Here is a 14,957-nt window from a genome sequence, read left to right on the forward strand (position 1 = left end):
GGTCTCGACCCCCGATGGATCAGGCCGCTTCGTGCAGCAGGATGGCCGCCTCGGAACTGGACAGGTTGCGACGCGCATATGAGCCATAGGTATGCGGATTGTCCGCCACCTGGGGCAGCCGCAGCAAAAGACGGGCACGGTCGCCTTCGGAGATCGTCGACAAGGCCGTGTTGGCCGGATGAAAGCTCTCAGTCTCTACCCCATTGGCGAACAGCACTTCGTGACGAGCGAGCATGAGATGGATATAGGTCACCTCCTTCACATGCGTGTCGAGGCGCACTGACCCCCCGTTCACCAAATCACGCGCAGCCACCAGCACCTCCGGGGTATTGAAAAGCGCGCGGGCGACGACGCCCTTGACCACAATGCGGTGCTCTGGCGAGACGAGAATTTCCTCGTCCGGTTCCCCAATACCAAAAGCGCCCGGACGAATCCGGATCGGACGCAGCCGCGGCATGGCAAACAGCCTTGCACCCGTCATCCGTCGCGAACCAATCCACTGGATCGGTTGCGCGCCGCTGTCCTTGGTCTGGACCATGTCGCCTTCGCGCAGATCTTCGATGAATTTCGCGCCGTAGGGTGTCAGAATGCGCGTCCCCGGCGTGAAACAGATGACTCCGCTGGCCTGCTCGCCAGAGGCATGTGTTCCCAGAGGGTCAAGGGTATGATGCACGATCCACAGATCGCGGCCGGACGGCGGGATCTCGTCAAGGAACATCAAAAGTGGTCGCCCGCCGCGTTCCACATCAATCAATGTCACCGTGTAGCTGGTCGACCCATCCGTTACGACGAAATTGGAATCCGACAAAGGATGGTGAACCTCGATGTCGTCGTGACGGTCCTTGGTTGTGACTGCAGCGCCCACCAAGCGACGCACCATGCGGGCCGCTCGCTTACGCAAATCTGCTTCGCCATCGGCCTGATCAAGCCGCAAAATCGAGCTTGGGCCATCGACCCGAACCGGTTCTCCTTGCCAGGACCATGCGGCCCCAACAGTCAATGCAGACGGGGATGCGGCCTGAACACCGTCTATTTCCGTCTGTGACCAAGAGATGACGAACGTGCCTCGATAGCCCGTTCCCATGCCTGTATTATCCTGCCTGTTACTGCCGTTACTTATTATTTCGTTACTTGCTAACCAGTTACCTTTTGGCTGAAAACCTCCTCGAAACTGTAGAAAACGGAGGGTACTGGCTTACGGCTGAAACGTGTTCCCATCCAGCGTAGCCATATGTTCTTTGCACGTGCCTTCGATCAGAACTTGAAGTCCAGCCGCACCGAGCCGACTGTCTGGCCGGTATCTTGCGCCTCGAATTCCTTGGAAAGATAGGTCAGCCCGTAAAAGGCTGCGCTGCGTTCGCCCTGCCAGTGGACACCGGCCCGCATCCGATTGCGCGAGCCGCTCAGCTCATAGCCCCGATCCTCCGGAAGATACGCTGAGCTGTCCACATAGGCCATGTCACCGCCCACAACATAGGAGAAGCCCGTCAGCGGGGCAGATATGGACCGGTAACGCTGACCTGTGACCGCGTCGCGGATGAGCAATTCGCCCCGCCCCACTGTCCCGATGGTCAGATCCGCACCGACCCGCACCATGGTTTCGACACCGGCGCGCGCCTCGGCGAAGGGCCGCAGCACAGCCTGACCGCCGACGCTGATGGAATTCGCAGCCTCCAGAACCAATGTCGGATGAAAATCGTTCTCAATCTGGTCCGACAGCACGGAGATCGACGCCGGATCTTGTCCCAAAACATCATGGATCGCCGTCTGAAGGGACCCCAACCCGGTCTGGGGCCCTGTAATCACCAGGTCGCCGCCCATGCTCAACTCGACCGGGCCGCGCATGAAGTGCGTGTGCACGCCAAAGGTAACCGCGCCACCCCAAGGGCGGTCGCCCTGTTCGGGGTTGCGCATATTCTGAGGCGCCATCACCTGCGCCGCCAAGCGATATTCGATGATGTCGAAGGGTTTCTCGGGCAGGACACCTGTCCAGCCGCTCCGCCCCACCACACGCGACGTCGAGACGGAGCCTGTCTGCCATCGATCCTTGCCATCACCCAGCAGGTCGTTGCTGGTCAGCCGACCATGGCCCAAAATCTCGCGACCAAGAAACCCTCGTTTTTCATAGCTAACAGTATCATAGGAAGATTGTGCATAGCCGTCGGCGGTGTCCTCGGGACCCGCGTAATCCGCGCCGTAGGCCGCCGTCTCACTGGCATACCCCGCATCGGAATATGTCGTGGTCTCAATCTCTTGGGCCTGCGCATTGGGGGCGAGCGCAGTCGCGACGCAAAACGCCACGGCATAACGACGGATCATAGCAGTCCTCGGCCTTCGTGCCCCCCCGGGCAATCGATCCGTAGCACGGAAAACCGCGTCTCACAAAGTGTCTCAATGGCATTTTCGCAACGATGTTGCGGCTTTGCCCCGTTTCTCTGCTCGCTCTCGCCTCCTCGCGTCACCGAGAGGTCGAAACCGCTGGGACCGCCGCGCTTTGCGATCTGGCGTTTAGCGTTTCTGTCTAGCTATATCTGTGCGTTTTTCCAAAGACAGGAAAAGCTCAACATCCCGTACGGACACCTGCATCCACGACCCTGATCTTGTAAACGCTTAGCATCCTCGAAAAGTCGTACCTGAGCATCAACTGATTTTTTCTCAACTACAGCGAATACGGACCAATCACGTCGCCTCGATAAACGACACGTCGCCCGGCCGCACATAAGCGCAAGTCAGCCGCCCGGTGGCGTAGGCTCCAGTGTCCGTGGAGATACGACCGTTTTCAGCTTTGGGTTCGCGGACAATGGTGTGTCCGTGCACGATCCAAGTTCCGTCAGGGCGCGGAATTTTGGTGAAATCACTCGTTCCCCACAGCAACAGTTCATCAGATTGGAGGTTCATCGGCACCAAAGGATCAGCGCCGGCGTGCACAACTGCGACATTGCCGGATTGCCATTTCACCGGCAAAGCGCGCACCCAGTCCACCATGTCTTGTCCCATTGCCTCTACCAGTCGATCACGCAGCGCAATCAGGCTGGTGCCCGGACTGCGAGAGACCCTGTAGCTCGACAAGGTTTGCAAGCCACCGTTTCGCAACCAGCGGTCACCGCTTCTGTCGGGATCATCGATGAAATCCAGCATCATGGCTTCGTGATTTCCCTTCAATGAAAGGACAAGATCACCAAACTCACCATTCAAGCGGCGCAGCATGTTCAAGACGGCCGCGGAGTCATCTCCTCGATCGACCAAGTCCCCGACGCAAATTACCTGAGGGACGTCTTCCAATTTTTCGATTTTAACAAGCAGATCGCCAAGCTGCCTGATGCACCCATGCACATCACCTATGGCGAAAAACGGGGCATCGGGCTCGATCTGGGCCGTAAAGGGAATCGAAGCCTCGGCTTTTCGCGAGGTGCCGGTTGGGTGCCCTTTGCGGCCCAGGATCTTGTTCAATAACTTCATGTGTTTTTATATGAGGCGTCTGGCATGGCTCGCAAGGTTCAGAACTGCGCGAATACCAAAGAATCCGCGCAGTCTTTAAATCAACCCGCCGCGGCGCTTCGCGCAGCACTCAGGACCGATGGCAGGAACTGCTGCAACGTCCGGTTCCATTTTGTGATCGGCTGTTCTTCGACGAAGATGACATCGCTCGGACGCATCTCGAACTTTGTCGCCAAGACAAGCTTCGCCGCGTTTTCAGCATTCAAGTGATAGGCCGTGATGCCTTCGCCCTTTGATGTTGTCTCCGCCCGCAAGACGTAAATCTGCGATGGGTCACCCGTGGTGGTGTCAAAGCCTCCCTCGGCATAAAGCACATCCGCGAGCGTGGCACGACGACCATAGGGCAGCGCAAATCGGCTTTGATCGTTCACTTCGCCGGTAAGATAGACGAATTCCTGCGTTTCCTCGCCCAGCGCGCGGCGCCGTTCGAAGTTGCTACGCTGTTCCTCCAAGGCGGAGCGGCGCAAGCCGACCTCGGCCTGAAGGATTTCCATTGACGAGATGCGCGTGCTGGTGCGCAGCGAAATCACATCAATCTTGGCTTGGTAGAAGGCCAGAGCACGATCCAGGTCGTAAGTTGTGTCAACAAACACCGCATCGCCCGCCTTGAGGATCTTATCCTTCAGGCCGGGGTTCTCGACATAGGTGTCGAGCGGGATCTGGTACAATGTGCCATCTCGGTACACTCGGATCGAAGCGAACTGTCGATCACGAACGTCAAAGCCACCGGCAGCGATCAACGCCTCGCCAAGGGTCAAATCACTTGGGGTGATCGGCACGATAACCGAATTTTTCACGGCACCGCCCACGGCGACCCTCTGTGAGTTGAACTCGCTGATTTCCAAGCTGAAAGTCGGATCAATACCGGCGTCGACCAACGCGTTGAACAGACGGTTCTCGGCGACGTCCTGCGTCAGACCAGCCACCTGGATCGGTCCGATTGCCGGAATTGCAATCGTGCCGTCGCCACGGACGCTGTAGCCTTGGCGGCTGTTTTCCGCAGCCAGAAGTCCGGTAAGTTGTTCGACTGAACTGGCGTTCGACTTGGTTGCAAGCAAAAGCTGATCACCAACACCGATGCGATAAGGCTCCGGGGTCACGTCCGGGAGAGGACGGTACTGCATCGCCTGCTGGCTTTCATCCGGCAAATAGGGCGTTTCCGGCAAGGCGCCCACACCACGACCAGCACCTGTGCCGGCTGCAGAAAAGAAAACCGAAGGCAGGCTTTGCGAAGCGTAGGGTGACGCATTGGCCACGGAAACCGTCTGCGGCGACATGCTGACCACGACGACCGGCTGCCCGTCGGCCTGATTGCGCACGCTGGGAGATTTATAAGTGACGCCGCACGAGGCCAGCGACAAGGCAAAAACACCCGCGAGCAGGCTGCGACCCAGAAAGGAGCCACCTCGCGTACTTCCGATCAAAGACGTGCCACCCATTCGTCCATCCATTCCAAGTTAAATAAGTTGCCTGCTTCTCACAGGTGTATTTCAATCGCCACCGCATTAAACCACCGTTGCACGATGTGATACCGGCAAAACGTGCGGTCCGCGACTTATTTGGGCTTTTGAACCAGCCGCAACGCCGATGACCGGGTCATATCTGCAACAAGACCGTGCTTTTCTTCCGCACTCCGGCACGACGTCAAGAAGATGCGCTTCGAGTTTTGAATGCGTCAATGTATACCGCCGCATACTGTAGACCTTTGCGCAGCATTACCCTAAATAGAGCGCAAAGCACTCAAACAGGGGAATCCCATGTCTGATACCACACCCGACATTATCTACACAAAAGTTGACGAAGCGCCCGAGCTGGCCTCCGGCTCTCTGCTGCCCATCATTCAGAAATTCGCCGCAGCAGCAGGCGTGTCCGTCGGCACCAAAGACATCAGCCTCGCAGGCCGTATTCTGGCGACCTTCCCTGAGGCACTGAGCGCCGAACAGCAACAATCCGACGACCTGGCCGCGCTGGGTGAGCTGGTGAAGCAACCCGACGCCAACGTCATCAAACTGCCGAACATCTCTGCGTCGGAGCCGCAGCTGGTTGCAGCCGTAAAGGAACTGCAGGAGCAGGGCTACGCGCTGCCCGACTATCCCTATTCCCCGTCCACCGACGCGGAAAAAGCCGTGCGCGCCAAATACGACACCATCAAGGGCTCCGCTGTGAACCCGGTTCTGCGTGAAGGCAACTCCGACCGCCGCGCCGCCGCCGCGGTGAAGAAATTCGCCCAGAACAACCCGCACCGCATGGGCACATGGTCCGCAGACTCAAAGACCCGCGTTGCAGCGATGGACGGCGACGATTTCTTCTCGAACGAGAAATCCGCCACTTTGGACAAGGCCGCGACCGCCAAGATCGTGCTGGAGACCGCCGATGGCGAGACCGTCCTGAAAGAGGGCGTTTCCTACCCCGAAGGCACCGTTGTCGACGCGACCTTCATGTCCGCCGCAGCGCTTGACGCCTTTCTGGCCGACGAAATCGCCAAGACGAAGGAAGAAGGCACCCTCTTCTCGCTGCACATGAAGGCCACCATGATGAAGGTCTCTGACCCCATCATCTTTGGCCACGCGGTGAAGCAGTGGCTGAAGCCGGTGTTCGACAAGTACGGCGACAAGATGGCCGAACTGGGCGTGAACGCCAACGGCGGTCTGGGCTCCCTGCTGGAGCGTGTGAAGGACGAACCCGAGATCCTGAAAGCCATCGAAGAGGTGCGCGCCGAGCGTCCGCCCATGTACATGGTGGACAGTGATCGTGGCATCACCAACCTGCATGTCCCCTCCGACGTCATCATCGACGCCTCCATGCCCGCCTTGATCCGCGCCGGCGGCAAGGGCTGGGGCCCGGACGGCAAGGAGCACGACACCAACTGCGTGATCCCCGACAACTCCTACGCTCCGGTCTACGATGCCTCCATCGAGTTCTTCAAGAAGAACGGCGCGCTGAACCCCGCGACCGCAGGCACGGTACAGAACATCGGGCTTATGGCGCAAAAGGCCGAGGAATACGGCTCTCACCCGACCACCTTTGAAATGCCCAAAGCCGGCACGGTGAAGATGATCCTCGACGACGGCACCGTCCTGCATGCGCACGACGTGGCCGAGGGCGACATCTGGCGCTCCGCCTCCGCACGAAAGGCCCCGATTGAAGACTGGGTGAACCTCGCCATCGAACGTCAGAAGGCGACAGGCTACCGCTCGATCTTCTGGCTGGATGCGAACCGCGCCCACGATGCCGAGCTGATCGCCTATGTGAAGCCGATCCTCGAAGCCAAAGGCGTTGCCGACAAGTTCGAGATCATGGCCCCGCGCGACGCAACCATCGCTTCGCTGGAGACGATCACCAAAGGCGAAAACACAATCGCCATCACCGGCAATGTGCTGCGCGATTACCTCACCGATCTGTTCCCGATCCTTGAGCTGGCGACCTCGGCCAAGATGTTGTCGATCGTGAAGCTGATGAACGGCGGCGGCTTGTTCGAGACGGGTGCCGGCGGTTCTGCGCCCAAGCACGTTCAACAGCTGCAAAAGGAAAACCACCTGCGCTGGGATTCCCTGGGTGAGTTCTGCGCATTGGGCGAGTCGTTCAAATTCCTCGCGGATCAGAAAGACAACGCCAAGGCACGCGTTCTGGGTGAGGCCGTGGAGGTCGCCACACAAGGCATCCTTGACCACGACCGGTCCCCCTCCCGCAAAGCAGGTGAACCCGACAACCGCGACAGCCACTATTGGTTCGCGCGCTACTGGGCCGAAGCACTGGCAGCACAGTCCGACGACCCTGAACTGGCGGCGCATTTCGCACCCATCGCGAAGGCACTGGCCGACAACGAATCCGCGATTGTTTCGGAATTGGCAGATGCGCAGGGCAATCCGGCGGACCTTGGTGGCTATTACCACGGTGACGCAGACAAGGTGTCCTCCGTCATGCGCCCCTCGGCGACGCTGAATGGCATCATCGGCTAATCAGCAGCCCGAAAAGAACATAGGAAAACCCGCCGTTATTTCGGCGGGTTTTTTTGATGTATAACTCGACCGCTGATGTGGAGGCATCAGTCAACCTCCCCGCAAAGCCCGCTTTGAGCATGGGCAAAAGTCTACGCACCACCTTCAATTGCAAGCGCAATCCGATGACGGCACAACACGCGTCTATGATGAATTACGCGCCCGCTGGCAGCATCAGCGTGCCGCAAAACCCCATCGGGCAAGGGTTGGCTTAAGGCAGAGTCTAGAAGCCTCTGGTCGCCGCGGCACAAGCCGACACAGGTCGCGAGGACATCGAAGCACTTTGGCGCAATCGTCGCGAGACGGGATAGATGTGCACGAGTAAGGCTGATCCTGTCGGAGGCCTCAAAGGGAAAAGACCGAACCCTTCGCCGCAGCCGCTGTATCGACCACGTCCGGCAGGAGCTTTTCGTATCGAAGTCTGCAGCTGTCACGCCTTGGGGCAGACTAAGCTGCATCGAGTTATCTCGAAATTAATCCAAGGAAAAACACGACTTCATTGGCGCGGAACGAATAGTGGTGCCTCAAGAGGGACTCGAACCCCCGACCTTGTCCTTACGAAGGACCTGCTCTACCAGCTGAGCTATTGAGGCTGACTGGCCGAGCGTTTAAATGCATGCGACGCGCCGTTCAAGCGTCTTTCGCGAAAAAGGCAACGTGAATCTCTTCGTCGCTGGGCGGGCCACTCTCCGCCCCCACCATGTAGAACCAGTCCCCGGCTTTCGGGTCAGTGACAATAGCACTGACCGGATGCTCCGCATTCAGATCCTCAGCGCGCCATCGCCGCTTAAAGCGTGCGGCGCACCCAGTCGTGCTGGCCGTAGCGTTGCGTCTTGAGCGGCTTGAATAGCCCCCACCACGTGACCCATTCTCAATGTGAGTGCATGAGACGACCTCTGGTCTGCGGCCCTCTGTTTGGGCGTATGCGGACTTTACCTCGCCCCGGAGCTTTGTTGGGATGACCGATTGTATCTTGGGGCCATGATCTGGTCCTTGCGCACCGCGTCAAAGATCTCAGCCCTCCAGACCTCATCTATTCGACGGCACGCGGATGCATTGTAATCTGCCGAGAAAGGCAGAAGTTGAAGCTGTCGAATGAGCAAGTCGTCCACCCTGATCTTGGCGGCAGGCAGACCGTTTGTTGACCGCGGCGCCGTCCAGAACAGCCAGACCGCGCTCAGCAAACCACACGGTGCCCCAAGATTAAGCGCATCTCGGGAAGTGCAAGGTCCGAGCTTCATGAACTTTGCGCAATAAAGCCTACGGTTTTCAATAACGCAGTTTCTAAAAAGCCTTAGGCTTTGTGATCATTCGGAAAAAAGGGGATACGCGCTCATCGCGAATGATCTGCTCTACCAACTGCACAACAGCGGCTTCCGGTGGGCGGCCGATCGGGCGGCCGCCCAGGGCAAGCCCTAGCTTGCGTCTTTCTTGTCGCCGGGTTCGACAAGTTCCGCGTCTTCGGGTTCGGCGGCTGTCTTGCCTTCAGGACGCGCTGCTGCCTTGGGACTGATGTCAATCACCTCGGCGCGCTGCGAATCCTCCGCGACGGACACCTCCGCAGATTTGTCCTCCAACGCGCCGATGATCAGCGGCAGCATGTTGGCGCCTGCAGGCAAGACCACTTCGGACTGCGGCGGTGTTTTCCACGCCAGTGTGTCGAATGCCCCGCAGTTCGTGCAGGTCGGGCGCCAATCGCCATGGATCGTGTTGCAGTTTTCACAAACCCATTGCGGACCACGCGGCGCGGTGACCGCCTTGGCCAGCCAACCGCGAATAACCTGATCCTTCGCGCCCTCGCCCTTTTCGATGGCCGCCATGATGGCCAGAACGCGCGCGTCGGGCTCCTTTTCCACCAACTGACCCAGAGCGCGACGCGCTTCGGGGAAGTGCTCCGCGGCGAGGTTCAGTTCAGCCAACAGCAACTTTGTCTCGCGGTGCTCGGGATTGATCCGGGTCAACGGGACAAAGCGTTTGATGCGCGCGTCGGGCGTCTCGTTCGGCTCGATCGCGGCAAAGGCGGCAGCGAGGTCCGGATGCGGATGGCTTTCCCAGGCTTTCTTCAGCACGCGCACAGCGTTCCGAGGCCGTTTTTGCGCGATGAAGTGGCGCGCAGCCATGGCCGCTGCGGGCACGAGGTCCGGAGAATTCCGGTTCGCTTCGATGGCCTTCTCTGCGGCGGCGGCACTTTCGTCCCGATCCTCGATCTCTGCGGCCTGGCTGAGGGCCAGAACCGCATCGCGGCGCTTGTAAACATCGCGCGGCAACGACCCATGCTTGAGCTTGGCCGACAGCGTTTGACGCGCGCCGGCCCAATCCGCCTTCTCTGCCTGCAGGCGTAGAAGCGTGTCCTGCACCTCTTCGTGCTTGGGCTTGATGGCAAAGGCGCGCTCTGCGAGTTGCAGCGCCGTGTCGGTTTCACCGGCTGCCAGCTTTTGCTTCATGATCCCACGAATGCCGACAAAGCGCGTCGAGTCACGCTTAAGCAGACGCTTGTAGACCTCTTCGGCCTTGGCGCGGTCACCCATCATCTCGGCGGCCTGCGCCGTGACAAGGTCCGTCAATTCCGGCTTGTGCAAATACTTTTCTGCACGCTGCGCCTTGGCGATTGCGACGCGCCCCTCACCGGAGGCCAGCGCCATCATCCCCTCGGACAGAGCCTCATAGCCCTTCCGCTCACGATTGCGGTGAAAATGCCGCGACAGAGCGGTTTCGTCCCCGTTGATGAAATGCAGCGTCGCAATGACGATGCGGAAGGCCTGAATGAACAGCCAGACCAGCGCGATCAAAACCAACGCGCCGAGGAACATCAACAACGGCGTCAGGGTATATTCAACCCCTGCCAGAGTGATGCGCGCCTGCGCAAGGCCCGTGCCGTCCGCTTCGATCAGATACCCCAGCCCAAGGGTGATTGCCGCCACCATGGCGACGAAAACGACGATCTTGATAAGTGACCACAACATGTTTTCGTAACCCTTATTGCTGGTTCAATTGCTGGGCGAGGTCGGATGCCTGCGCCAGAGCATCACGCCGCAGTTCCGCCTGTGAAAGCCAGTCGGAGAGCGCGTCTTTTGCTTCAGTCGGCAGAGCCTCTAGTTCGGTCAACGCCTTGTCGAGGTTGCTGTTCCGTACCGCATCTTCGGCACGCGACAGGATCGCATCCGTCGAATTACCTTCCTTCGGGACAACAGATCGTGCGCCAAGCTGGCTTTGGAAAAAGGCTCCAAGCCCACCACTGGTCGCGGCATCCGCCTCTCCCTCAGGCGCCGCGCTGCTGCGCGAGGCGGCCAGCGCCTGACGTGCGGCGTCCGGGAAGCTGCCGGACAGCGACGCCATCGTTGGCACGCCGTCCTCTGCCGTGGCTTGCAGTGCGTCCGGGACGGTGACGTCATTATCAGACAGAGCCGCAAGCGGTTCGGCAAAGGCCTGACCTTCTTGGATACGGGCGATGACATCGGACACGGCGGCACGCGCGGCGGCGAGACGGGCCTGATCCTCTGCGGACGTCTCCAGCGCGCGGGCCTCGTCAACAATGCTCTGCATTTCGGCGGTGCGCTGTTCAAGCTGTTCGTTCAGCGCGGCTTTCTCGGCCTCCAGCGCCGTTTGCTGGTCTGAAACCGCGCCCCGCAGCTGTTCCAATTCACGCTCGTAGGCTGCGATGGCCTCGGGTGAGACAGACTCTGCCAAAGGCTGCTTTTCCAGAGCGGTCATGCGGCTGTCCATCGAGGCAATCTGGTCGTCGATTGCCGTCAGACGTGTGTTCATTTCAGACATGGCATCCTGAACACCGGCCAGCCCTGTGTCCAGCGCGCTGAGGTCAATTCCATCTACTTGCGCCTGCAGGTCGGTGACCGCCTGCGGCAGCGCATTCAGCCCGTCAAGTTCCGAACGCTGTGCCGCCAAGGTGGAGCGTGTCTCCGTCTCGAATGGATTTTCACCACCGCCGACAAAACCGAGGTAGGCCGCGCCATACCCCAACCCGGCAGCGATCACGCCGCCCAGCACCATCGGGACAAAACCGCTGCTTTTCTTTTCTTCACGCACTGCGGGAACAGCTGCCGTCGCCGTGCTGGTACGGGACCTGTCCTCCACGACCGTTGCCTCGTCGTCGACCGGCTTTTGCTCGTGCTCAGGCTCAGCGGATGGCGTGACAGCGCCCAAGGTGCCGTCAGTCTCCGGCGTGGTGTCAACATTGGACGTGGTGTCGGAAGCAGGTGTTTTTTCCGGCTCGGGAGCACGTTCAAAGGCGGCAGGCTCCGCCTCGGTGCTGTCATTTGCCTCGGGCTTGGCCTCCGCCACGGATTCGCCTTCGGCCTCGGGGTTTGGCTCCACATCCTGTGTGGCCTTTGGCACGTCGGTGGCATCAGTGGTCGCGTTGGCGTCCGGCTCGCCCTCGACAACAGAGGCGCCGCTTTGCTCCTGCGCAAGCGTGTCGTCACCAACGGGCGCGACGCTGTCCTCAGAAACAGAAGCCTTTGCATCGGTTCCGCTTGCCGCCTGGGTCTTCCCCTTGGCCGATCTGTTTTTTCTCGTGCCTGCCACGTCCCGTCACCCTTTCACCCTATCGCCGAGGGTCTCCCCCCGAATGTCTTTTCTCGGCTTGCGCCGTGTTCAACAGTGCCGCCACCGCATTCAGCATCGCGCCTGAATCGGGCCGCGCGGCCACCTTCAGGGACACTATATGGAGCGATGCTAGGTTGAAGGCCACTGCTTCGCTCATCGCCGCGACAAGAAGAGGCGCTTTAGGCCGCTCCTCAGTTAGCAATTGTGCGGTTCTGGGTGAGAACACGGGAACAATCACCGGTACAGTTCCATGCAAGACCGCCCGCGCCTCGGATGTCAACGGCATCGGCGGTTGATCGTATAGAACGGCCCGACGTGTTTCGACCCCCATGGCGGTCAATTGCCCTGCCACATCACCCCGCGTGTGCCGCCCGGAAAGGTGCAGCAAAGGTCCCTGCACGTCCTCCTTGCGCAGCTCGTCCACAAGCGACACGGCATTTTGCGCCATGATTTCAGGGTTCAAACCAATGCTGCGCGCGGCAAGGGCCGTTGAGGGCCCGACCACATAGGTTGGCAGATTTGCCCGTAATCCACGCGCCGTCCATGCGGCCACCCCGTTGGACGATGTAAAGATCAACCCGCGCACGCCATCGATGTCTATGGGATCATCAGTGAAAACGATGCGCATAAGGGGCGAAATGACGGTATTGAAGTGCAACTCGCGCTGCTTCAGCCCCGCGATGAAATCTTCGGAGTCCGCCCGAGGGCGTGTCATCAGGACCACGGGGGTATCCAGACTGCTGTCCGAAGTTGTCTGTGATGCCATCGGGGCTCCGACATTGTGGGGCAACCATTCTGGTGATACGCGCTGATGCAACACATGGCAATGTCGGCGGACCGCCAATTACAGGAGCACGGCATGACGGACCCCCTGATACTTGGTTTGGAAAGCAGTTGCGACGACACCGCTGCAGCGGTGCTGCGGGGACGCGACGTGCTGTCCTCTGTCGTCGAAGGTCAAAACAATCTGCACGCGTCCTTTGGCGGCGTTGTGCCGGAAATCGCTGCCCGAGCCCATGCGGAACGGTTGGACATCTGTATCGAGCGCGCATTGGCACAGGCCGATGTGACGTTGACCCAGATCGATGCCATTGCCGTGACGTCCGGCCCCGGCCTGATCGGCGGCGTGCTGTCGGGGGTGATGATGGGTAAGGGTCTCGCCACGGGGCTTGGGAAACCTCTGATCGGAGTGAACCACCTCGCCGGCCACGCCCTGACGCCGCGACTGACCGATGGGCTGGCCTACCCCTACCTGATGTTGCTGGTCTCTGGCGGACACTGCCAGTTCCTGATCGTGCGCGGTCCGGAGGATTTTACTCGACTTGGCGGTACAATTGACGACGCGCCGGGCGAAGCCTTTGACAAGACCGCGCGCCTTCTGGGGCTGCCGCAGCCCGGCGGCCCCTCCGTTGAAGAGCAGGCAAAGCACGGCATCGAAAGGGCCTACCGATTGCCGCGCCCGCTTCTGGATCGGCCCGGATGCGATATGTCCTTTTCCGGACTCAAAACAGCTTTGATGCGGCAACGTGATGGAATAATTACAGAAAATGGCGGCCTGACACGTCAGAATCGCGCAGATCTCTGTGCCGAATTTCAAGCGGCAGTGCGTGATGTTCTGGCGGAGAAGACGCGACGCGCCGTTGCGCTTTACCTTGAAGAAGAGCCCGCCGAGCCCGCTTTTGCCGTGGCGGGCGGGGTGGCCGCCAATATGGCGATACGCGCGGCCCTGCAAAAAATTTGCGAAACCGCTAAGGTGACATTTACTGCCCCTCCCCTAAGGCTGTGCACAGATAATGCCGCAATGATTGCCTATGCAGGATCGGAATTGCTGGCGAAAGGAATCACGCACGATATGACTTTGTCTGCTCGCCCGCGTTGGCCACTTGATCGCAAGGCCTCTCCGCTAGTGGGACATGGCAAGAAAGGAGCCAAGGCATGAGTGTTTCGATTATTGGCACGGGAGCCTTTGGCACCGCCTTGGGCATCGCACTGGCCCGCGATGAGCGCGAAGTGACCATCTGGGGCCGCGATCCATACGCCGTCTCGCGCATCCGCGACCATAAGTCGTCACCGCGGCTACCGGGTGTGAAGATGCCACATAGCCTGAGCGCCACAACCGACCTGGAAAAAGCCGCTGCGGCGGAGACCGTCCTGATCGCTGTCCCGGCTCAAAGCCTGCATATGGTGTTGAAACGAATAAAATCCGCAATGGTCGGCACGCGTATCGTGTTGTGTTGCAAGGGCATTGACCTGGAAAGCGGCCTTGGCGTGACGGAGTTGACGCAGCAAGTCAAACCAAGCGTCACCGTTGCGGTTCTGACGGGCCCCAGCTTTGCAGCCGACATTGCAAACGGATTGCCGACGGCGCTGACACTGGCCTGCGCGGACGAGCCCTCGGCCCGCATATTGCAGGAGAAACTGTCTACACCTGTGCTCCGGCTTTACACCACGACCGACTTGGTGGGGGCAGAGCTCGGTGGCGCGTTGAAAAACGTCATAGCCATCGCCTGCGGTGCCTGTATCGGTGCCGGACTGGGCGACAGCGCCCGCGCCGCTCTGATGACCCGTGGATTCGCGGAGATGACGCGACTTGCCTCTGCGCTTGGTGCCCGCCCCGAAACGCTGGCCGGACTGTCTGGATTGGGCGACCTGACCCTGACCTGTACGTCCGAGGGGTCGCGCAACTTCCGTTTCGGCCTGTCACTGGGCCGAGGCGAGGATTTCGAGCCCACCATCACGGTAGAGGGTGCCGCCACCGCCCGCGCCGCGGCAAAACTGTCAGATCTTCACGGGATTCCGCTGCCAATCACTCAGGCGACCGCGGCCTTGACCACGGGTGACCTGACGGTGCAGGAGGCAATGGACCAATTGCTGTCCAGACCCCTGAAGGAAGAATAG

At 59.9% G+C, this 14,957-nt stretch carries 10 protein-coding genes and 1 tRNA gene; 3 read left to right on the forward strand and 8 right to left on the reverse strand.

Annotated features, from left to right (window positions below; translation table 11 throughout):
* Positions 1-19: 19 nt before the first annotated feature.
* The 4 genes from GGQ68_RS19680 to GGQ68_RS19695 form a co-directional block, all read right to left on the reverse strand.
* Complete coding sequence (locus GGQ68_RS19680) at positions 20-1,084, reverse strand: Hint domain-containing protein (RefSeq protein ID WP_183969045.1); 1,065 nt, start codon at positions 1,082-1,084, stop codon at positions 20-22.
* Positions 1,085-1,254: 170 nt separating this feature from the next.
* On the reverse strand, positions 1,255-2,319 hold the full coding sequence (locus GGQ68_RS19685) for a lipid A-modifier LpxR family protein (RefSeq protein WP_183969047.1): 1,065 nt from the start codon (positions 2,317-2,319) through the stop codon (positions 1,255-1,257).
* Positions 2,320-2,679: 360 nt separating this feature from the next.
* Complete coding sequence (locus GGQ68_RS19690) at positions 2,680-3,459, reverse strand: metallophosphoesterase (RefSeq protein ID WP_183969049.1); 780 nt, start codon at positions 3,457-3,459, stop codon at positions 2,680-2,682.
* 80 nt (positions 3,460-3,539) lie between these two features.
* Complete coding sequence (locus GGQ68_RS19695; protein ID WP_183969051.1) at positions 3,540-4,937, reverse strand: polysaccharide biosynthesis/export family protein; 1,398 nt, start codon at positions 4,935-4,937, stop codon at positions 3,540-3,542.
* Between the two features lie 318 nt (positions 4,938-5,255).
* On the opposite strand from GGQ68_RS19695, the gene GGQ68_RS19700 reads away from it, so the two are divergent.
* Positions 5,256-7,457: an NADP-dependent isocitrate dehydrogenase gene (locus GGQ68_RS19700; protein WP_183969053.1), complete on the forward strand. Its 2,202-nt coding sequence runs from the start codon at positions 5,256-5,258 to the stop codon at positions 7,455-7,457.
* A 556-nt stretch (positions 7,458-8,013) separates the two neighbouring features.
* Here GGQ68_RS19700 and GGQ68_RS19705 read toward each other — a convergent pair.
* From GGQ68_RS19705 to GGQ68_RS19720, 4 genes are all read right to left on the reverse strand, one after another.
* Positions 8,014-8,089 (reverse strand) — tRNA-Thr (locus tag GGQ68_RS19705).
* 822 nt (positions 8,090-8,911) lie between these two features.
* Complete coding sequence (locus GGQ68_RS19710) at positions 8,912-10,459, reverse strand: heme biosynthesis protein HemY (RefSeq protein ID WP_183969055.1); 1,548 nt, start codon at positions 10,457-10,459, stop codon at positions 8,912-8,914.
* 13 nt (positions 10,460-10,472) lie between these two features.
* Positions 10,473-12,038, reverse strand: coding sequence for a mitofilin family membrane protein (locus GGQ68_RS24735; RefSeq protein WP_183969057.1), 1,566 nt, complete (start codon positions 12,036-12,038; stop codon positions 10,473-10,475).
* A 19-nt stretch (positions 12,039-12,057) separates the two neighbouring features.
* Positions 12,058-12,825: a uroporphyrinogen-III synthase gene (locus GGQ68_RS19720; RefSeq protein ID WP_183969059.1), complete on the reverse strand. Its 768-nt coding sequence runs from the start codon at positions 12,823-12,825 to the stop codon at positions 12,058-12,060.
* A 93-nt stretch (positions 12,826-12,918) separates the two neighbouring features.
* Between GGQ68_RS19720 and tsaD the strand changes: the two genes are divergently transcribed.
* Complete coding sequence (tsaD, locus tag GGQ68_RS19725; RefSeq protein WP_183969061.1) at positions 12,919-13,998, forward strand: tRNA (adenosine(37)-N6)-threonylcarbamoyltransferase complex transferase subunit TsaD; 1,080 nt, start codon at positions 12,919-12,921, stop codon at positions 13,996-13,998.
* Positions 13,995-14,957 carry an NAD(P)H-dependent glycerol-3-phosphate dehydrogenase gene (locus tag GGQ68_RS19730; RefSeq protein ID WP_183969063.1) on the forward strand — a complete coding sequence of 321 codons (963 nt, stop codon included), beginning with the start codon at positions 13,995-13,997 and terminating at the stop codon, positions 14,955-14,957. Before tsaD ends, GGQ68_RS19730 begins: the two co-directional genes overlap by 4 nt.

Origin of the sequence: Sagittula marina (genome assembly GCF_014196795.1) — a bacterium.
GTDB lineage: Bacteria > Pseudomonadota > Alphaproteobacteria > Rhodobacterales > Rhodobacteraceae > Sagittula > Sagittula marina.